We start from the raw sequence: 17996 nt of genomic DNA on the forward strand, positions 1-17996 counted from the left end.
CATCTCTGACACTGGTTGGGAGTGCGTACGAGGGCGAGAGTGGTCGCCATGACCAAGAACAACCCCCTGCTCCAGTGGACGGCCGCGATGGCCCTCTCCGGCACGATCGGTGCCGTCGTCCTCGAAAGCGGCGCCGACGCGCCCGCCGTGGCGTTCGCGAGGAGCCTGGTCGGCGGCCTGCTGCTCCTGGTGTGGAGCGCCGCCCGAGGCTGGCTCCGCCCGTGGACACTCACCCGGCGCGAACTGCTGCTCGCCATTCTCGGCGGGCTGTTCCTGGTCGGGAACTGGGTGCTGCTGTTCGCTTCGTACGCGCTGTCGTCGATCTCCGTCAGCACCGTCGTCTACCACACGCAACCGCTGATGCTGGTCGGTCTCGCCGCGGCGTTCCTCGGCGAGAAAATGGCGAAGAGCCAGCTGGTCCGGGCGCTGATCGCGTTCGGCGGCGTGACGCTCATCTCGCTGTCCGCGCACGGCGCCGACGGCAAACCCGTGCAGCTGTGGGGAATCGTGCTCGCCCTCGGCGCGGCCGCGCTCTACGCCGGCGCCTCGTTCGTCGCGAAACAGCTCAAACACCTGCGGCCGCACGTCCTGGCGGCCGTCCAACTGGTGACCGGCACGATCGTGCTCGCGCCCGCGCTGCTGGTCACGCCGCTGCCGACGGACACCTCGGGGCTGCTGTGGCTGGTCCTGCTGGGGACCGTGCACACCGCGCTGATGTACGTCCTGATGTACGCGAGCATCGGCAAGCTGCCGACCACGACGGTGGCCTTGCTGTCCTACGTGTATCCGGTGGTCGCCGTGGTGGTGGACATCCTCGCCTACGGGCACCGGCCGACGTGGCCGGAGGGCGTGGGGATGCTGGCCGTCCTGGCGGCCGCCCTGGCACCGAAGAGGGCCCGGGCACCCCGGCAGCCCCAACCCGCCCGCGTTTAGTCCTCTAAACGCGAAAACGGCGCCTCGGTCCGAAGACCAGGGCGCCGCTTTCGCGAAGCAGTGAAGACTCAGTCGTGATTCGGACCGGTGTGGTACTCGAACACCAGCCCGCCGATCGCGACGATCACCAGGCCCAGCGCGATGATCAGCAGCCAGACGTGGAAGAACGCGAGCGCGACACCGGTCAGCGCGGCGGCCGCCGCGAGACCGATCGGCCAGTAGCTGCCGGGGCTGAAGAAGCCCAGCTCACCGGCACCGTCACTGATCTCGGCGTCTTCCCGGTCCTCCGGCCGCGGCTCGATGCGCCGCGCCACGAACTGCAGGTAGCTCCCGGCCAGGAAGGCCAGGCCACCGGTGAGGATCAGGGCCACCACACCGACCGGCTCGACGCCGTCCCGGGTCATCGTTCCGGTCATGTACGCGTAGATACCCGCCACGACGACGGAGAAGACCGCGACGAGGAAGAAAATCCGTCCTTCGACCTTCATGGACGTTGCCTCACTCCTGTTTCGGGCTCGAACAGCCGGGTCAGTTGGACGCGACCCGCGCGGTGCGGTCGGTGTTGAACGGGGTGGTGGTGACGGCGTAGGGCGAGCACAGTTCGCCACAGTTCATCGCCGTCAGCGCCTCGGAGGCGGTGTTCGGCTTGCCGCTCTTCGGGTTCACCGTGCCGCGAAGCTGGATGTACTGCGCGTACTTGTCCGCCGACAGCGCCCTGACCTCGAAGTTCATCCCCGAGTGGTAGGTGCCGCACAGTTCGGCGCAGCGGCCGACGAACGAACCTTCCTTGTCGATCGAGTTCTGGAAAGTGAAGTCCTGGTTGTTCTTCTCCGGGTCCGGCATGACGTCCCGCTTGAAGTGGAACTCCGGCACCCAGAACGAGTGGATGACGTCCGCCGACCGCAGGTTGTACTGGATCGTCTTCTTCGTCGGCAGGACGAGCAGCGGGATCTCGGTCGAGCTGCCGACCGTGGTGATCTCGGGGTCGTCGTGGTTCTTGGAGTCGCTCTTGTACTTGAACTCCCAGTTCCACTGGAACGCGACGATGTCGACCGTGACGTCCGGGTTCTCCGTCTCGGCGAGCACGCGGTTCTCGGTGGTCGCGGTGAAGAAGAACAGCACGCAGACCATGATCGTCGGGACGACGACCGTGAAGATCTCCAGCGGGATGTTGTACTGGAACTGACGGGGCAGTTCCTCTTCCGCGCCGTCGGCGGTCTTCTTCTTGCGGTGGAAGATCGCGGTCCAGAAGATCAGCGCCCAGACGATGACACCGACGATCAGGGCGGCGACGACCGTCCACGTCCACAGGGTGCGCATGTCGTGCGCCTGCGGGGTCACCCCGACCGGCCAGCCGAAGCGGAGGATCTCGTCCCCGGAACAGCCCGTCGCGGTCAGCAACACCAGCGCGGCGAGCGCGGCGACGCGACCAGCTCGCTTTACCGGCTTGCGCTCTGGATTTCCCACTGCGCCTTGCCCTTTCACCCAGAGCCTCCTCGACCGATCTTTGTGACAGGGCGGAGCCTAGCCGAGTTACGGCGCCGTGCTGACCAAGGGGTAACCCCAACACGCGTATCCCCCACCACATCCGGGTGTACGCACGCACGGGCATACTGGGCCCTTCTCCCCCGCTCGGCCAACAAGAGGTGTGTGAACTAGACGTGTGCGGCCTGCTTGGACTGATCTGTTCGACCGAAGCCGACGCGGCAGGCGCCCGTGAGGCCGTCGACGCGGCGATGCGCTGCCAGCGGCACCGCGGCCCCGACGAGCACGACACCTGGGCCGACGCCGAGGTGGTCTACGGCTTCAACCGGCTGGCCTTCATCGACGTCGACCACTCGCACCAGCCGCTGATCTGGGGGCCGCCGGAGGCCCCCGAGCGCTACACGCTGAACTTCAACGGCGAGATCTACAACTACCGCGAGCTGCGCGACGAGCTGGCTTCCGAACACGGTGCGAAGTTCGCCACAGAGGGTGACGGCGAGGCGATCGTCGCGGCGTACCACTACCTCGGCGACGACGCGGTGAAGAAGCTGCGCGGCATGTTCGCCTTCATGATCTGGGACTCCCAGGAGAAGGTCGTCTTCGGCGCGCGCGACCCGTTCGGCATCAAGCCGCTGTACTACGCCACCGGCCCCGGCAAGGTCGCCTTCTCGAGTGAGAAGAAGAGCCTGCTGGAGCTTTCGAGCGTCCTCGGTGTCGAGGACGAGCTGGACCGGACGGCGTTGCAGCACTACCTGGTGTTGCAGTACGTGCCGGAGCCCGAGTCGATGCACGCCGGGATCCGCCGTGTCGAGTCCGGCACGTCGTTCCGGATGGTCCCCGGCGGCGAGGTGGAGTTCACCCGCTACTTCCACCCGCAGTTCAGCGCGAAGCCGGTCAACGGCCAGGCCGAGGCCGACGCGCTGTACGAGCGCATCGCCGACGTGATGCGCGACTCGGTCGGCAAGCACATGATCTCCGACCCGGACGTCACGGTCGGCGCGTTCCTCTCCGGCGGGATCGACTCGACCGCGACCGCGACGCTGGCCAAGGAGCACAACCCGAACCTGATCGCGTTCACCACCGGGTTCGAACGCGAGGGTTACTCCGAGGTCGACGTGGCCGCCGAGACGGCCGCCGCGATCGGGGTCGAGCACGTGGTCCGCACGGTGTCGCCGGACGAGATGATGGAGGCGCTGCCGCTCATCGTCTGGTACCTCGACGACCCGGTGGCCGACCCGGCGCTCGTACCGCTGTGGTTCATCGCCCGCGAAGCCCGCAAGCACGTCAAGGCGGTGCTGTCCGGCGAAGGCGCCGACGAGCTCTTCGGCGGCTACACGATCTACAACGAGCCGATTTCGCTCGCGCCGTTCGAGAAGATCCCCGGCGGGATGCGGAAGATCATCGGCAAGGTCTCCACGAAGATCCCGGAGGGCACCCGCGGCAAGGACCTGCTGCGGCGTGGCGCGCTGCCGCTGGAGGACCGCTACTACGGCAACGCCCGCAACTTCCGCGACGACCAGCTCCGCAAGGTGCTGCGCACGTACGAGGAAGGTGTCGGCTTCAAGGACGTCACCGCGCCTTGGTACAAGATCTCCGAGGGCTGGGACCCGGTCGCGCGGATGCAGCACGTGGACTTCTTCACCTGGCTGCGTGGCGACATCCTGGTCAAGGCCGACAAGGTCACCATGGCGAACTCGCTGGAACTGCGCGTGCCGTTCCTGGACGCCGAGGTGTTCAAGGTCGCCGCGAGCATCCCGCTCGACCAGAAGCTCGCGCACGGCACCACGAAGTACGCGCTGCGCCAGGGGCTGGCGAAGATCATCCCCGCGCACGTGCTGAACCGGCGCAAGCTCGGCTTCCCGGTGCCGATCCGGCTGTGGCTGCGCAACGAGATGTACGACTGGGCCAAGGGCATCATCGCGGACTCGCAGACCGACGCGCTGCTCGACAAGAAGGCCGTCCTGGCGCTGCTCGACGAGCACAAGGCCGGTCAGCTCGACCGGAGCCGTCAGCTGTGGGCACTGCTGGTGTTCATGCTGTGGCACGGGATCTTCATCGAGAACCGCATCAAGCCCGAGGTGCCGGAACCCGTCTACCCGGTGAAGCTCTAGTCACGACTCGCCATGCCGGCCTTCACCGTTCACCCGGTGGAGGCCAGCATGGGGTCATGGACTTCGTCCTCGTTCACGGCACGACGCAGAGCCCCGCGGGCTGGGACCGCGTGGCCAAGCTGCTCACCGCCGCCGGGCACCGCGCGATCGCGGTGGACCTGCTGACCTCGCGAGAGCTGCCGGTCGACGGCTACGCCCAGCACGCGCGGGACCAGTACGACGGCGAGCGGCCGGTCGTGGTGGCCCATTCCGGGGCAGGCGTGCTGCTCCCCTCGATCGCCGAGGCGCTCGACGCGCGGGCGATGGTGTGGGTCGCCGCCTACATCCCCGACTTCGCGGGCGGGAAGAGCCTGCGGGACGAGGTTCAGGCCCTGTTCACCCCGGAATGGATCGGCGTGGACCCGACGGCCGACCCCGCGAAGGCGTCGGAGTTCCTCTTCCACGACTGCGACCCCGAGACCGAACACCGGGCCTTGGACACCTTGCGGCTGTTCAATCCCGCCGTCCTCGCGGCACATCCCGCCGGTCCCGCGCCGGAGATCCCGTCGACGGTGATCGTCCCCGCCCGCGACCGCACGCTGAAGCCGGAGTGGATGCGCGCTGCCGCCAGGGAGCGGCTCGGCGTTACCGCGATCGAGATCGACGCGGGACACTGTCCTCACGTCTCCCGGCCTGCCGAACTCGCCGGGATTTTGACCGGACGCAGCTGAAGGGGCCCTTCCCCGCGTCCCACGCGGTCAAGGGCCCCTTCGTCGCATCACATGAGGGGAAAGTCCCCTTCAGCTCACACCGGCAGGATCGCCGCGATCTCCTCGGCGGACTCCGGGCCGAAGGCCTCCTTGAGGCGGCCCAGGACGTCGGCGCGGTCGAAGGCCCACTCCTGCGTTCCCACGGTTTCCAGCACCAGTACGGCGATCAGCGAGCCCAGCTGCGCCGCGCGCTCCAGGCTCAGGCCGCTGTCGATACCGGCGATGAATCCGGCGCGGAAGCCGTCGCCGACGCCGGTCGGGTCGACCTTGCCGCGCTCCGGGACGGCGCCGATCTGCAGCGCGAGGCCGTCCTTGCCGATGATCTCGACGCCCTTTTCCCCGAGCGTGGTGATCCGCATGCCGACGCGGTCGAGGACGTCGGCCTCGGTCCAGCCGGTCTTCTGGAGCAGCAGTTCCCATTCGTAGTCGTTGCTGAACAGGTACTTCGCGCCCTCGACGAAGGCACGCACCTGCGCGCCGTCCATCCGCGCGAGCTGCTGCGAGGGGTCGACGGCGAAGGTGTAGCCGCGCTGGCGGCACTCCTCGGCGTGCCGGACCATGCCTTCGGGGTCGTCCGGGCTGATCAGCACGAGCGACAGTTCACCGGCGTGCGCGGCGACCGGCTCCAGTTCGATGTTGCGGGATTCGGCCATCGCGCCGGCGTAGAAGGTGGCGATCTGGCAGAGGTCCTCGTCGGTGGTGCAGACGAAGCGGGCGGTGTGCGCGACCTCGGACACCAGCACGCCGGCGGTGTCGACACCGTGCCGCTCGAGCCACGAGCGGTAGTCGGCGAAGTCGGAGCCCACCGCGCCGACCAGGATCGGGCGCTTGCCCAGCACGCCGAGGCCGAAGGCGATGTTCGCGCCGATACCGCCACGCCGGACGACGAGGTCGTCCGCCAGGAAGCTCAGGGACACACGGTGCAGTTGCTCGGCGACGAGCTGCTCGGCGAACCTGCCCGGGAAGTGCATGAGGTGGTCGGTTGCGATACTGCCGGATACTGCGATCCTGGCGCTGTCTGCCACCGGTTCTCCTTGATCGGTCGGCCCCGCCGAAACGAGGACGGCTAAGTTACCCGCAGGTCATGCCCCATACGGGTTGCTTCAGGCACGGCCATGAACACTACCGGTTGGTAGTGGTGTCCTACTGCAACGTCAGTCATTAACTTGTCGTTCGTGACCACTTCCGCGTATCACCTCGAGCCGGAATCGATCGGCGAACTCATCGCCGACTGTGCCGGTATCCCGTCGTCCCTCCAGGCCGAGAACCTGCCACTGCCCCGGCAGATCGCTCCGCCCTGGACCGTGGACGAGCGGTGCCTGGCCCAGGTCGCCGATCTGGACGCCTACGTCTGATCGGCGTTCCGTGCATGAAGAAGGGCCGCGACCTGGGTGAGGTTCGCGGCCCTTCTTCATGCACGACGTGCGTCAGTGGAAGCTGTCGCCACAGGCGCAGCTACCCGTCGCGTTGGGGTTGTCGATCGTGAAGCCCTGCTTCTCGATCGAGTCGACGAAGTCGATCACGGCGGTCGACACGTACGGCGCGCTCATCCGGTCGACGGCGACGCGAAGCCCGTCGAAGTCACGGAACAGGTCACCGTCGAGCGTCCGCTCGTCGAAGAACAGCTGGTAGCGCAGGCCCGCGCACCCACCGGGCTGGACGGCGATGCGCAGGTGCATGTCGTCACGGCCCTCCTGCTCGAGCAGGGCCTTCGCCTTGACGGCGGCGGCGTCGGTCAACGTGACGCCGTGGGTCTCCTCGGCGGTTTCGGCCTGAGCTGCGGCTGCCTGCTCAGCGGTCGTCATGGTTCTCCCTCTGGTCGAACTCGCTGCGGGTACTCGTCTTGCACATGGTCCAACACGTCGGAGTCCCGATCTGTTCCCCTCCATGGTGACATATCGCTCGGCCTGGTGCGTGACACCGTGACGCCTGCAACTACCCTGGTGAGGTGAGGTTCCTGCGCCGTAGCACCACAGACTCCGCCACGACCGACACCGAGACCCTCGACAACGAGGCCGTCGATGTCCAGGCCAAGGCGTACACGCCCGGAAAGGGCAAGGCCACGCCCAAGCGGCGTGAGGCCGAGGCCAAGCGCCGCGGCCCGGTGGCGCCCCCGCCGACCACCATGCGGGAGGCGATGAAGCGCAACAAGGAACTCCGCAAGTCCGCGAAGTCCGATCCGGAGTACAAGGCGAAGCAGCGCAACGCCGCCAAGGAACGCCGCGAGAAGATGATGGCGGGCGACGACAAGTACCTGCTCCCCCGCGACCGCGGCCCGGTCAAGGCCTACGTGCGCGACCTGGTCGACTCGCGGCGCAACCTGCTCGGTCTCTTCATGCCACTCGCGATCCTGGTGTTCGTCGCCCTGCTGGTGCCGTACCCGGACGTCCAGCGCTACGCGACGCTCCTGTGCACCGTGATGCTGCTCGGCATGATCGTCGAGGGCGTCCTCAGCGGCCGCCGGATCTCCAAGATGGTCCGGCTGAAGTTCCCCGGCGAGACGGTCAAGGGCACGTCGATCGGCTGGTACTCCTTCATCCGCGCGAGCCAGATCCGCAAGCTGCGCGTCCCCAAGCCGCGGGTCAAGCCCGGCGACAAGGTCTGAGCAGGCGAAACCCGGGTCGTTAGCCTGGCTAACGGTCTGGGGTAGAGTCGCGCCCATGGAGTTTCGACGACTGGGCCGCAGCGGCCTCAATGTCAGTGAGATCGCGTACGGCAACTGGCTCACCCACGGGTCCCAGGTCGAAGAGGACCAGGCGCACGCCTGCATCAAGGCGGCGCTCGACGTCGGCATCACCACCTTCGACACCGCCGACGCCTACGCGAACACGGCCGCCGAATCGGTGCTCGGCCGCGGCCTGAAGGGCCTGCGGCGCGAAAGCCTGGAGATCTTCACCAAGGTCTACTGGCCGACCGGCCCGAAGGGTCCCAACGACCAGGGGCTCGGCCGCAAGCACGTCATCGAGTCGGCGAACGCGTCGCTGAAGCGGCTCGGCACCGACTACGTCGACCTGTACCAGGCACACCGCTTCGACCGGACCGTCCCGCTCGAGGAGACCTTCCTCGCCTTCGCCGACCTCGTCCGCCAGGGCAAGGTGCTCTACGTCGGCGTCTCGGAGTGGACCGCCGAGCAGATCACCCAGGGCGCCGCGATCGCGCGGGAACTGAAGGTGCCGCTCATCTCGAACCAGCCGCAGTACAACGCGCTGTGGCGGGTCATCGAGGCGCAGGTCGTCCCGGCGTCCGAGCGCGAGGGCCTCAGCCAGATCGTCTGGTCGCCGATCGCGCAGGGCGTGCTCACCGGCAAGTACAAGCCCGGTCAGCCGCTGCCCGCGGGCTCCCGCGCGACGGACGAGAAGGGCGGCGCCAACATGGTCGCCCGCTTCCTCAACGACGACGTCCTCGAGCGCGTCCAGCGGCTGCAGCCGATCGCGGACAAGGCGGGCCTGTCGCTGGCGCAGCTGGCCGTGGCGTGGGTGCTTCAGAACCCGAACGTCGCTTCGGCGATCATCGGCGCTTCGCGGCCGGAGCAGGTACACGAGAACGTGAAGGCGGCCGGCGTGAAGCTGGACGCGGATCTGCTGACCGCGATCGACGAGGCGCTCGACGGCGTCGTCGAGACCGACCCCACCCTCACCCGCAGCCCCTGACGCACCGCAAGCAGTCGACTAATTGCGGACGATCTTCCCGCAATTAGTCGACCACTTGCTTCAGTCGCCGTGTACCCGTGACTGGTACGCGATCTGACCATCGAGATCGAGGGCGTCGCCGGGGGCGCGCAGGGGGTCGATTCCCAAGCCCCGCAACAACCTGCTCGCACCGGCGACCCGATCACCCGTCCGGCCGTCGAGACGCTCCGGCCGGTGACCCCGCTGGATCAGCAGGCCCTCGACGTCGTCGATCAACCGGTACGGGTCGTAGACCTGCTGTTCAGGCATGGCCACCGCCGGGAACCCAGGTCTTTCCGGTGATCCTCTCGTAGACCTCGGTGTAGCGCTTGCGGGTCGCCTCGACGATCTCGTCCGGGATGGCGGGGCCGGGCGGCGTCTTGTCCCAGCCGGTGCTCGCGGACCAGTCGCGGACGAACTGCTTGTCGAACGCGTGCTGCGTCCGGCCAGGCTCGTAGTCGTCGGCGGGCCAGAACCGCGACGAGTCCGACGTGAGGACCTCGTCCCCGAGCGTCAGCACACCGTCGGCGTCGAAACCGAATTCGATCTTGGTGTCGGCGATGATGATGCCGGTCTTCGCCGCGTGCTCCGCGCCCTTGGTATAGACCTCGAGCGTCAGGTCGCGGATGCGGTCCGCGGTCTCCTTGCCGATGTCGTTCACGACGTCGGCGAAGGTCATGAACTCGTCGTGGCCGGTGTCGGAGATCTTCGTGGTGGGCGTGAAGATCGGCTCGGGCAGTTTGTCGGCCTCGATGAGACCGGCGGGCAGTTCGACGCCCGAAACCTTGCCGTCACGCTGGTACTCGCGCATGCCGAGACCGGTGAGATAACCGCGCGCGATGCATTCGACCTGGATCATCTTCAGCGGTTTGCACCGCGTGGCGCGGCCCGCGAATTCGGCGGGGACGTCCGTCGTGGAGACGACGTGGTTCGGCACGACGTCGGCCATCTTTTCGAACCACCAGGCGGAAAGCTGGTTCAGCAGCGCGCCCTTGTCCGGAATCGGGGTCGGCAGCGAGACGTCGTAGACCGAAACACGATCCGACGCGACGAGCAGAATGTCGCCGTCGATTTCGTAAAGGTCCCGTACCTTACCCGCGTGAATGTGCTTCATGCCCCGTCCTCGATGTTGTATTCGTAGAAAACCCAGTGGTCCGGCAACGCCGCTGATTCGCCGTACTCGAGCACGTCGCCCTCCGCGGAGAGAAACCTGTTACGGCTCAACAAGATCGCCGAACCTTCGGCCACGCCGAGTTCCGCCGCGTCCTCGGCACCCGCCAGCCCCGCGGCGTGCTGAGTCTGCGTCGACGCGAGAACCCGGCCAGTCCGGTCCGCGACGTACTTCACCGTGCCTTCGACGATCCGCACCGGCTCGAACAGCAGCGGCGCTTTGGCCGCGACAGCGCCTTCGAACCAGGAGACCGACGTCGACACCGGCTGTTCCTGTCCCGTGTACGTGGTCCGCCGCCGCCGGATCACGGGAGCACCCGCTTCGATGCCGAGCGCGGCCGCCACCCGGTCCGGCGCCGGGACGAGCCCGGCCTCACGGATTTTCGCGTAGTGGCCCGGCGGATAGACCTTGCCGGTTCGCGCGATCGAGATCGTCCGATCGTGCGCGGAGCGGTGGAGCGATCTGGTCTGCACCACTGTCCCGATCCCGCGTACCGCGCGCACCAGACCTTCGGCCCGGAGCGTCGAGAGCACCTTCATCGCGGTCGCCATCGCGACGTTCCAGTTTCTGGCGATCTCACGCGCGGACGGGACCGCGTCACCTTCCTTGAGCCTGCCCGAAACGATGTCGTCGCGGATGTTTCCCGCGATCTGGAGGTATGGCGGTTCGGGTCGGTCGACGGCGGGCAAGGTGACTCCTCACAAGGTCGCGCGGTGCGCACAAGCGTTCTAGCACACCAATGGGCGAGCACCAAGGATCCTGCTCACACCCCATTATTACGTACTAGTACACATTCTGGACGGTGCTCTAGTACACGTGTTACTCTCCGCAGAGTTCCCGAAACCCGTTGGGGGGCTCGATGAACCATCTGAGCATCGACGAACTGCTCGAAGAGCTTCGAAGACGCCGGTGGGTCGTCTACATCTTCGGTCCCCGGGAGGAACCGGAGGTCTGTGCCGCGGTGTTCCAGTGGGACACCTGCGCCGACGTCCTCGTCCTCCGCGGCGAGGAACGAGCCTCCGCTTTCCGGGTCACCACCCTCCCCGACACGGACGTCTTCCGCCCGGCGCTCGTCTCATGGCAGTACCACTCGACGGCCGACTGGACCCTGCGCGCGGTGCTCACCATCCCCGCGCCCGGCGACGCCGCCGCGCCGATCCAACTGCTGCAACCACATCCGGACTGCGTGATCCCGATGGAAGCGCGCCAGCCGGTCACCATCCTGCCCGCCAACGGGACCCCCAAGCCCGACCAGGGAGATCCCTAACCGCGGCCGATCACCTGCTCGGCGACAACGAGGTCGTGCGGGTAGGTGATCTTGAGGTTCTCCGCGCTGCCCGGAACCCACCGCACCGGCAGCGCGGAGAACCTTTCCATGCACGAAGACGTGTCCGTGCCGACGAAACCCTCGCGCTCGGCCGTTTCGTACGCCTCGAGCAACGGGGCGGCGCGGAAACCCTGCGGCGTCTGCACCCGGATCGCGCCGGGCAGCGCGCCGGACACGGTGTCGCCGTCCACGCGCACGATGTCGTCGGCCGCGACCCCCGGCACCGCTCCCCCGTGCCGCCGCGTGTCGGCGAGGACGTCCGCGATCAGTTCCGGCGTGACGAGCGGACGGGCCGCGTCGTGCAGCAGTACCGCGTCGATCTCGCCGCTCTCGATGCGGGAAGTCAAGTGGCGCAAGGCGTTCAGCTCCGAACCCTGGCGCGTCGCACCGCCGTGCACGAGTTCGACTTCACCCGGATGCGAGGCGAGTACCTCTTGCGCGAGTTCGGTGTCCTGTGGCCGGATGACCAGCACGAGCACGTCGATCCCGGGCACGCGGGCGAACGCGCCGAGCGACCACGCGACCACGCGCCTGCCCGCCACCGGCAGGTAGACCTTGTTGAGCTTGGCGCCGACCCGGGTGCCCGCTCCGCTCGCGAGCACCACCCCGGCGGCCTTCGTCTGAGCCACAGGCAACTCTGGCACAGGCAAGTCGGTAGGTTGGGTCCGGCCACCGAAGTGATCCGAAGGGGCAGGGCGTTGGAAGACGAAATCCTCGAGTTCGCCGAAGTCGAGCAGCCAGATGAACACGCGCGCTCGGCGGCGATCGCCCTGCACTCGAAACTGATCAAACCCGCCGGGTCGCTGGGCAGGCTCGAAGAACTGGGCGTGTGGGTCGCGGCCTGCCAGGGCCAGTCGCCGCCGCGGCCGTTCACGCGGCCCAGGGTCGTGGTGTTCGCCGGAGACCACGGCGTCGCGGCCAAGGGTGTTTCGGCCTACCCGGGCGAGGTCACCGCGCAACTGGTCGGCAGCATGCTGACCGGCGGCGCGGCCATCAACGTGCTGGCGGCTTCGGCGGGCGCGAGCGTCCGGGTCGTCGACATGGCCGTCGACACCGACGCCCCCGCCACCCGGTCGATCGGCGAGTACAAGGTGCGGCGCGGGTCCGGCTCGATCGACGTCGAGGACGCCCTGACCGACGAAGAGGCGCGTGCCGCCGTCCGCGCGGGCAGGGCGATCGCCGACGCCGAGGTCGACGGCGGGGCCGACCTGCTCATCGCGGGCGACCTCGGGATCGGGAACAGCACCCCGGCCTCGGTGCTGATCGCGGCGCTGACCGGCAGCGAACCGGTGGCCGTCGTCGGCCGCGGTTCGGGGATCGACGACAACGCCTGGATGCGCAAGGCCGCGGCGGTCCGTGACGCGCTGCGGCGGGCGAGGACCGTGCTGGCCGACCCGGTCGCGCTGCTGCGCACCGCGGCAGGCGCCGACATCGCCGCGATGGCGGGCTTCCTCGCCCAGGCCTCGCTGCGGAAGACGCCGGTGATCCTGGACGGCCTGGTCGCCGCCGCGGCCGCGCTGGTCGCCGAGGAGCTCGTCCCCGGCGCGCGGCAGTGGTGGACCGCGGGCCAGCGCGGCGGCGAACCCGCGCACGCGCTGGCGCTGGAGCACCTCGACCTGGAGCCGATCCTGGATCTGGACGTGCGCCTCGGCGAGGGGACGGGCGCCGTCGCGGCGCTGCCGCTGGTGTTCATGGCGACACGGGTGCTCGCGGAGATGGCGACGCACGAGCAGGCCGGGGTGAGCGGTCCGCTGATCGAGGCACCCGCTTCCTGACGCTCCTCCGCCGCGTTTGGTCCTCTAGTTGCGGTTCGGGCCGCCCCGCGCGTGACAGGAAAGGCCCGTTACTTGCAAATTTTGCAAGTAACGGGCCTTTCCTAGCGTCGGTGAGGGGGCTCCGGACGGGAGCGGACGTCAGCCCAGCGGGTACATCCAGCCTTCCGGAGCGGGACGGGTGCCCTCCTGGATGCCGGTCAGCGCGCCGCGCAGCTTCATCGTCAGCTCACCGGGCTGCCCGCCGGCCACGGAGAACTCGCCGCCCGCGTGCTTCACGTGCCCGACCGGCGTGATGACCGCCGCGGTCCCGCAGGCGAACACCTCGGTCAGCTCGCCGGAGGCCGCCGCCTTCTCCCACTCGTCGGTGGAGATGCGCCGCTCCTCGACCTGGTGCCCGAACGACTTCGCCAGCTCCAGCAGCGACTTACGGGTCACGCCCGGCAGCAGCGAACCGGTCAGTTCCGGGGTCACGACGCGGGCCTCGTCACCGGAGCCGAAGACGAAGAACAGGTTCATCCCGCCCATCTCCTCGACCCAGCGCCGCTCGACCGCGTCGAGCCACACGACCTGGTCGCAGCCCTTGGCCACGGCCTGCGCCTGCGCCACGAACGACGCCGCGTAGTTCCCGGCGCATTTGGCCTCGCCGGTGCCGCCGGGGACCGCGCGCACGTACTCGGTCGAGAGCCACACGCTCACCGGCTTGACGCCGCCGGAGAAGTACGAGCCCGCGGGCGAGCCGATCAGCGCGTAGAGGTACTCGTTCGCGGGGCGGTTGACGCCGAGCCCGGCTTCGGTGGAGATCATGAAGGGCCGCAGGTACAGCGACTCGCCCGGCTTCGTCGGGACCCAGCGGCTGTCGACGGCGAGGAGTTCGCGGATCGAGTCGAGGAAGACCTCCACCGGCAGCTGCGGCATGGCCAGTCGCTCGGCGGAGTTACGGAACCGGATCGCGTTCGCGTCGGGCCGGAACGCGGCGATGGTGCCGTCCGGCTGGCGGTACGCTTTGAGGCCTTCGAAGATCGCCTGGCCGTAGTGCAGCACGGAGGTCGCCGGGTCGAGGGTGAGGGGCGCGTACGGCCCGACGGTCGCGTCGTGCCAGCCCTGCTCGGCGCTCCATTTCACGGTCACCATGTGGTCGGTGAAATGCAGCCCGAAACCGGGTGCCGCCAGTACGTCCGCGACGCGTTCCGGGCTCGCGGGACTCGAGTGCGGGAGGTGGGCGAACTGCGTCGTGGTCGTCATGCCTAGACGATAACGCTTGGTCGGACCCACGTTAGTCGGACGTCCGCATATCTTTACCTCACACGATCTGTCCGTCAGGACGAACACGCGAGGGCGCTCGCCCCTAGGATGGGTGACGTGACGTTAAACCCGATGCAGCCCGCCCACCCGGCCAAGTCCGCCACCCCCGGCCGGGCGACCGACGTCAAGACGTTCGCGACGGCGGTACTGCTGACCTTCGGCGTCGGCGTACTGATGATGGACGGCTGGGCCCTGCTGGAAAGCGGCTTCGGCGCGTTCCTCGGCCTGGTCGCCGGCGGCTTCGGCGTCTTCTGGTGGCGTCAGATCCACGGCAAGGTGTTCCCGCGCGAGCTGTCCACCAAGTCGGTGGTCATCCTCACGGTGATCAACGTCGCGCTCGTGCTGCTCCTGCTCCTCCAGGTGAGCTAGAGCAACCCGTCGGGGAGCCCGGGCGCCGGCCAGTCCGGGTCCGGGCGGAAGTCGGTCCACGTCCCGTCGAAGGGGAAGCGACCGGCGTCCGCGAGCGCCCCGATCCGCTCGCCCTCGGCGCGCAGCCGGCTCAGCTGTCCTGCCGTGATGCGGCCCGCGAGGACGGCTTCTTCGGCCTCGTCCTCGTCCTTCCATTGCCAGCGTCCGCCGGGCTCGACGGCGACGTCGAGGATGCCGTCGATCCGGTCCGGCCCGGACGGCGTGCGCCCCAGCGGGACCTCGAGGTTGACGTACCAGTTCAGGAAGTGGCCTTCGGCGTCGAAGAACCACCAGACCGACGACCATTCGTCGTCGGCGATCCGGCGCAGCGTCGAGGTGTCGCGCCAGAAGTCGGGCACGCGCACCCTCTCCACCCGGAACCGCTCCTCGAGCGGCGCCTCGCGGAAGAGCCGCCCGTCGGCGAGCCTGCTGCCGATGATCGGGGTGTCCGCGGGAAGCCAGCCGAGCAGCACGGTGCCGTCGTCGGCGATGACGCGCAGCGGGTGATGCTGGCCGATCGAACCGTCCGGTCGCAGGAACCGTTCGACGACCGTGTCACCCGGGGTCCATTGGGGATCACGCACGCCTTGAACGGTACCCACGGGCGCGGACCCGCAGAACCAGTTCGGCGAGCGTTCCCACTCCCGCGAGCCCGAGGGCCACGACCGGCCCAGCGAAGGCCGCCGCGACGGCCACGATCAGTCCACAAGCGAGTGTCGCCTTCGGACGTTCCGGGGAAAGGCGCTCCCGGCCGTCGGTGAAGGCGTCCACCGCGACCGGCACGGTCGCCACCGCGACCGCCACGGTCAGCACCGGCAGCAGCGAGACCGCGTCCGCCGCGGCGAGGAGTTCGCGGAACGACGTCGCCGAAAGCCCCAGCCGGACCGGTCCCAGCTGGTAGAGGGCGACGGCGATGATCGCCACGGCCACCGCGCCCACCGCGGCCGCGCGGCCGGCGCCGGGACGGCGGGGCAGCAGGAACGGCAGCAGCACCAGCACCGCGAAGCCGAGACCGGGCACGGACGGCGGGTCCGGCGCGATGAACTGCGCCAGTGGCGGGATGCCCACGCAGATCGCGACCAGGGAGGCGGCCGCGGCCAGCAGCAGGCCGGTGACCCAGCGGGCGGCGTAGTCACCGAGGCGGACGCCGGCCAGATCGGCCACGGCCACCACGACGGCGAACACCGCGGCGGCGGCTCCCGGCGCGGATGGGAAGAGGTACTGCCCGAACGTCGTCGCGAAGACCAGGACCAGGCCCAGCCGTGAAACGGAGCCCACGATCCGCTCGGGCCGGGTGTCCCCCACCGGCGGCAGCAGTGCCTCGGCCGCGACGGCGAGCACGGCCGCGACCACGGCGGCGAGAAGAACCCAGTAGTCCGCTCCGGAGGTACCCACCGCGAGTGCGATGAGCAGACCGCCCGCCAGCCGCACGCCGTCTCCCTTGCCGTAGATCGAGTGACCCGGTCGGCCCCGCTGTTACCCCAGGTCCGACTGTCATTAGCATGGCTCACGATCCAACCGGGCGGACGCCCGGTACCACCGCGAACGCGCGAGGAGCCAGAAGTGACCGTGCCGAAGCTTGCCCTGACCGAGAACGCCGAAGCGGCGCTTGCCAAGACGCGCGCCGACGTCGTCGTCATCGGAACCCTGCAGGGCGAGGACGGCCTGGCGCTCGCCGCCGGCTCCTCCGTTGCCGATGCCGCCTTCGACGGCAAGCTCGCCGACGTCCTCGGCACGCTCGGCGCGTCCGGCAAGGCCGACGAGGTCGTCAAGGTACCGACGCTGGGCAAGCTGTCCGCCGGTGTCGTGCTGGCCGTCGGCCTCGGCAAGGCGGGCGCGGACGGCGTCACCGCCGAGCAGGTCCGCCGGGGTGCCGGTGCCGCCGCGCGGGCGCTGAACGGGACCGAGCGCGCGTTCGTCACGCTGTCGGCGATCGACCTGCAGGCCGCCGTCGAGGGCACCGCGCTCGGCGCGTACTCCTTCACCGAGTACCGCTCCGAAAAGGGCGACGGCCCGGTCGCGAAGGTCGACTTCGTGAGCCCCGAAGAGGGCACCGCCAAGGACCACAAGGCGACGCTGAAGGCCGCCACCCTGATCGCGGAGTCGGTGATCATCGCCCGCGACCTGATCAACACCCCGCCGAACGACCTGTTCCCGGCCTCCTTCGCCGACCGCGCGAAGACCCTGGCCGAGGCGAACAACCTCGAGTTCGAGGTCCTCGACGAGAAGGCCCTCAAGCGCAAGGGCTTCGGCGGCATCCTCGGCGTCGGCGGCGGTTCCTCGCGGCAGCCGCGCCTGCTGCGCCTCGCCTACAAGCCGGCGAAGGCGTCGAAGAAGGTCGCGCTGGTCGGCAAGGGCATCACCTTCGACTCGGGCGGCATCTCGATCAAGCCCGCCGCGAACATGGACCACATGACCTCGGACATGTCGGGCGCGGCCGCCGTGCTCGCCTCCGTGGCGCTGGCCGCGAAGCTGAAGTACCCGCTCGAGGTCGTCGCGCACATCCCGCTGGCGGAGAACCTGCCCTCGTCCACCGCCTACCGGCCGGGCGACGTGCTCAGCATGTACGGCGGCAAGACCGTCGAGGTGCTCAACACCGACGCCGAAGGCCGTCTCGTGCTGGCCGACGCGATCGTGCGCGCGGGCGAGGAGAACCCCGACTACCTGATCGAGACCTCGACGCTGACCGGCGCGCAGGTCGTCGCGCTGGGCAACCGCACCGCGGGCGTCATGGGCTCGGACGAGTTCCGCGACCGGGTCGCTTCGATCGCGCAGGCGACCGGTGAGGGCGGCTGGGCCATGCCGCTGCCGGAGGAGCTGCGCGCCGACCTCGACTCGCGCCTGGCCGACCTGGCCAACGTCACCGGGCACCGCTGGGGCGGCATGCTCGCCGCGGGTGTCTTCCTGCGCGAGTTCGTCGCCGACGGCCTGCCCTGGGCGCACATCGACATCGCGGGCCCGTCGTTCAACACCGCCGGGGTGTGGGGCTACACCGGCAAGGGCGGCACCGGCGTCCCGGTCCGCACCATCGCCGCGGTCCTCGCGGACATCGCCGCCAACGGCTGAT

21 protein-coding genes are annotated in these 17996 nt (G+C 69.0%); 10 read left to right on the forward strand and 11 right to left on the reverse strand.

The features are described 5' to 3' along the window. Positions 1 to 48: 48 nt before the first annotated feature. Positions 49 to 933 (forward strand): DMT family transporter, encoded by an 885-nt coding sequence (locus BKN51_RS22515; protein WP_101613395.1) that lies wholly within the window; start codon positions 49 to 51, stop codon positions 931 to 933. Between the two features lie 68 nt (positions 934 to 1001). Here BKN51_RS22515 and BKN51_RS22520 read toward each other — a convergent pair whose 3' ends face one another. Together BKN51_RS22520 and ctaC are read right to left on the reverse strand one after the other, a co-directional pair. Beyond that, positions 1002 to 1421 (reverse strand): cytochrome c oxidase subunit 4, encoded by a 420-nt coding sequence (locus tag BKN51_RS22520; RefSeq protein ID WP_005164186.1) that lies wholly within the window; start codon positions 1419 to 1421, stop codon positions 1002 to 1004. 40 nt (positions 1422 to 1461) lie between these two features. Further along, positions 1462 to 2400, reverse strand: coding sequence for an aa3-type cytochrome oxidase subunit II (gene ctaC, locus BKN51_RS22525; RefSeq protein WP_168214370.1), 939 nt, complete (start codon positions 2398 to 2400; stop codon positions 1462 to 1464). A gap of 194 nt (positions 2401 to 2594) precedes the next feature. Between ctaC and asnB the strand changes: the two genes are divergently transcribed. Beyond that, positions 2595 to 4529, forward strand: coding sequence for an asparagine synthase (glutamine-hydrolyzing) (gene asnB / locus BKN51_RS22530; protein WP_101609497.1), 1935 nt, complete (start codon positions 2595 to 2597; stop codon positions 4527 to 4529). A 56-nt stretch (positions 4530 to 4585) separates the two neighbouring features. Beyond that, a complete protein-coding gene (locus tag BKN51_RS22535; RefSeq protein WP_101609498.1) occupies positions 4586 to 5239 on the forward strand; it encodes an alpha/beta fold hydrolase in 654 nt (217 codons plus the stop codon). 74 nt (positions 5240 to 5313) lie between these two features. Here BKN51_RS22535 and BKN51_RS22540 read toward each other — a convergent pair whose 3' ends face one another. Further along, on the reverse strand, positions 5314 to 6303 hold the full coding sequence (locus BKN51_RS22540; protein ID WP_101609499.1) for a carbohydrate kinase family protein: 990 nt from the start codon (positions 6301 to 6303) through the stop codon (positions 5314 to 5316). 141 nt (positions 6304 to 6444) lie between these two features. On the opposite strand from BKN51_RS22540, the gene BKN51_RS22545 reads away from it, so the two are divergent. After that, positions 6445 to 6633 (forward strand): hypothetical protein, encoded by a 189-nt coding sequence (locus tag BKN51_RS22545; protein WP_101609500.1) that lies wholly within the window; start codon positions 6445 to 6447, stop codon positions 6631 to 6633. A gap of 72 nt (positions 6634 to 6705) precedes the next feature. On the opposite strand, the gene BKN51_RS22550 is transcribed toward BKN51_RS22545, so the two are convergent. After that, positions 6706 to 7083, reverse strand: a complete 378-nt coding sequence (locus tag BKN51_RS22550; protein WP_101609501.1) for a HesB/IscA family protein — start codon at positions 7081 to 7083, stop codon at positions 6706 to 6708. Positions 7084 to 7226: 143 nt separating this feature from the next. Here BKN51_RS22550 and BKN51_RS22555 point away from each other — a divergent pair, with 143 nt between their 5' ends. Continuing rightward, positions 7227 to 7883: a DUF3043 domain-containing protein gene (locus BKN51_RS22555; RefSeq protein WP_101609502.1), complete on the forward strand. Its 657-nt coding sequence runs from the start codon at positions 7227 to 7229 to the stop codon at positions 7881 to 7883. A gap of 55 nt (positions 7884 to 7938) precedes the next feature. Beyond that, positions 7939 to 8928 carry an aldo/keto reductase family protein gene (locus BKN51_RS22560; RefSeq protein ID WP_101609503.1) on the forward strand — a complete coding sequence of 330 codons (990 nt, stop codon included), beginning with the start codon at positions 7939 to 7941 and terminating at the stop codon, positions 8926 to 8928. 60 nt (positions 8929 to 8988) lie between these two features. Here the strand turns inward: BKN51_RS22560 and BKN51_RS22565 are convergent, their stop codons facing one another. Genes BKN51_RS22565 through BKN51_RS22575 form a run of 3 tightly spaced genes read right to left on the reverse strand, consistent with a single transcriptional unit; the run spans position 8989 to position 10806 of the window. Then, on the reverse strand, positions 8989 to 9216 hold the full coding sequence (locus tag BKN51_RS22565) for a hypothetical protein (protein WP_039795309.1): 228 nt from the start codon (positions 9214 to 9216) through the stop codon (positions 8989 to 8991). Continuing rightward, on the reverse strand, positions 9209 to 10060 hold the full coding sequence (locus BKN51_RS22570) for a phosphoribosylaminoimidazolesuccinocarboxamide synthase (RefSeq protein ID WP_101609504.1): 852 nt from the start codon (positions 10058 to 10060) through the stop codon (positions 9209 to 9211). Before BKN51_RS22570 ends, BKN51_RS22565 begins: the two co-directional genes overlap by 8 nt. After that, positions 10057 to 10806: a GntR family transcriptional regulator gene (locus BKN51_RS22575; protein WP_101609505.1), complete on the reverse strand. Its 750-nt coding sequence runs from the start codon at positions 10804 to 10806 to the stop codon at positions 10057 to 10059. The genes BKN51_RS22570 and BKN51_RS22575 overlap by 4 nt, the downstream gene beginning before the upstream one ends. A gap of 170 nt (positions 10807 to 10976) precedes the next feature. Here BKN51_RS22575 and BKN51_RS22580 point away from each other — a divergent pair, with 170 nt between their 5' ends. Then, positions 10977 to 11384 carry a hypothetical protein gene (locus BKN51_RS22580; RefSeq protein ID WP_101609506.1) on the forward strand — a complete coding sequence of 136 codons (408 nt, stop codon included), beginning with the start codon at positions 10977 to 10979 and terminating at the stop codon, positions 11382 to 11384. Here BKN51_RS22580 and BKN51_RS22585 read toward each other — a convergent pair. Next, positions 11381 to 12049, reverse strand: coding sequence for an IspD/TarI family cytidylyltransferase (locus BKN51_RS22585; protein ID WP_101609507.1), 669 nt, complete (start codon positions 12047 to 12049; stop codon positions 11381 to 11383). The two genes, BKN51_RS22580 and BKN51_RS22585, sit on opposite strands and share 4 nt — an antisense overlap. Positions 12050 to 12142: 93 nt before the next feature. Here BKN51_RS22585 and cobT point away from each other — a divergent pair, with 93 nt between their 5' ends. After that, positions 12143 to 13219, forward strand: coding sequence for a nicotinate-nucleotide--dimethylbenzimidazole phosphoribosyltransferase (cobT, locus tag BKN51_RS22590; RefSeq protein WP_101609508.1), 1077 nt, complete (start codon positions 12143 to 12145; stop codon positions 13217 to 13219). A gap of 138 nt (positions 13220 to 13357) precedes the next feature. Here the strand turns inward: cobT and BKN51_RS22595 are convergent, their stop codons facing one another. Beyond that, positions 13358 to 14461: a branched-chain amino acid aminotransferase gene (locus BKN51_RS22595; RefSeq protein WP_101609509.1), complete on the reverse strand. Its 1104-nt coding sequence runs from the start codon at positions 14459 to 14461 to the stop codon at positions 13358 to 13360. Between the two features lie 117 nt (positions 14462 to 14578). Between BKN51_RS22595 and BKN51_RS22600 the strand changes: the two genes are divergently transcribed. Continuing rightward, entirely contained in the window at positions 14579 to 14890 is a 312-nt protein-coding gene (locus tag BKN51_RS22600; protein WP_101613396.1) for a hypothetical protein, read from the forward strand. Here the strand turns inward: BKN51_RS22600 and BKN51_RS22605 are convergent. Then, positions 14887 to 15513, reverse strand: coding sequence for a DUF402 domain-containing protein (locus tag BKN51_RS22605; protein ID WP_101609510.1), 627 nt, complete (start codon positions 15511 to 15513; stop codon positions 14887 to 14889). The two genes, BKN51_RS22600 and BKN51_RS22605, sit on opposite strands and share 4 nt — an antisense overlap. Next, a complete protein-coding gene (locus tag BKN51_RS22610) occupies positions 15506 to 16360 on the reverse strand; it encodes a hypothetical protein (RefSeq protein ID WP_101609511.1) in 855 nt (284 codons plus the stop codon). Before BKN51_RS22610 ends, BKN51_RS22605 begins: the two co-directional genes overlap by 8 nt. Positions 16361 to 16492: 132 nt before the next feature. Here BKN51_RS22610 and BKN51_RS22615 point away from each other — a divergent pair, with 132 nt between their 5' ends. Beyond that, entirely contained in the window at positions 16493 to 17995 is a 1503-nt protein-coding gene (locus tag BKN51_RS22615; RefSeq protein ID WP_101609512.1) for a leucyl aminopeptidase, read from the forward strand. Position 17996 lies beyond the last annotated feature (1 nt).

This window comes from Amycolatopsis sp. BJA-103 (genome assembly GCF_002849735.1).
GTDB lineage: Bacteria > Actinomycetota > Actinomycetes > Mycobacteriales > Pseudonocardiaceae > Amycolatopsis.

Coding starts and splice junctions, on each gene's coding strand:
- BKN51_RS22515 (WP_101613395.1), top strand. CDS start 49: ATGACCAAGAACAACCCCCTGCTCCAGTGGACGGCCGCGATGGCCCTC.
- BKN51_RS22520 (WP_005164186.1), bottom strand. CDS start 1,421: ATGAAGGTCGAAGGACGGATTTTCTTCCTCGTCGCGGTCTTCTCCGTC.
- BKN51_RS22535 (WP_101609498.1), top strand. CDS start 4,586: ATGGACTTCGTCCTCGTTCACGGCACGACGCAGAGCCCCGCGGGCTGG.
- BKN51_RS22550 (WP_101609501.1), bottom strand. CDS start 7,083: ATGACGACCGCTGAGCAGGCAGCCGCAGCTCAGGCCGAAACCGCCGAG.
- BKN51_RS22560 (WP_101609503.1), top strand. CDS start 7,939: ATGGAGTTTCGACGACTGGGCCGCAGCGGCCTCAATGTCAGTGAGATC.
- BKN51_RS22565 (WP_039795309.1), bottom strand. CDS start 9,216: ATGCCTGAACAGCAGGTCTACGACCCGTACCGGTTGATCGACGACGTC.
- BKN51_RS22570 (WP_101609504.1), bottom strand. CDS start 10,060: ATGAAGCACATTCACGCGGGTAAGGTACGGGACCTTTACGAAATCGAC.
- BKN51_RS22580 (WP_101609506.1), top strand. CDS start 10,977: ATGAACCATCTGAGCATCGACGAACTGCTCGAAGAGCTTCGAAGACGC.
- BKN51_RS22595 (WP_101609509.1), bottom strand. CDS start 14,461: ATGACGACCACGACGCAGTTCGCCCACCTCCCGCACTCGAGTCCCGCG.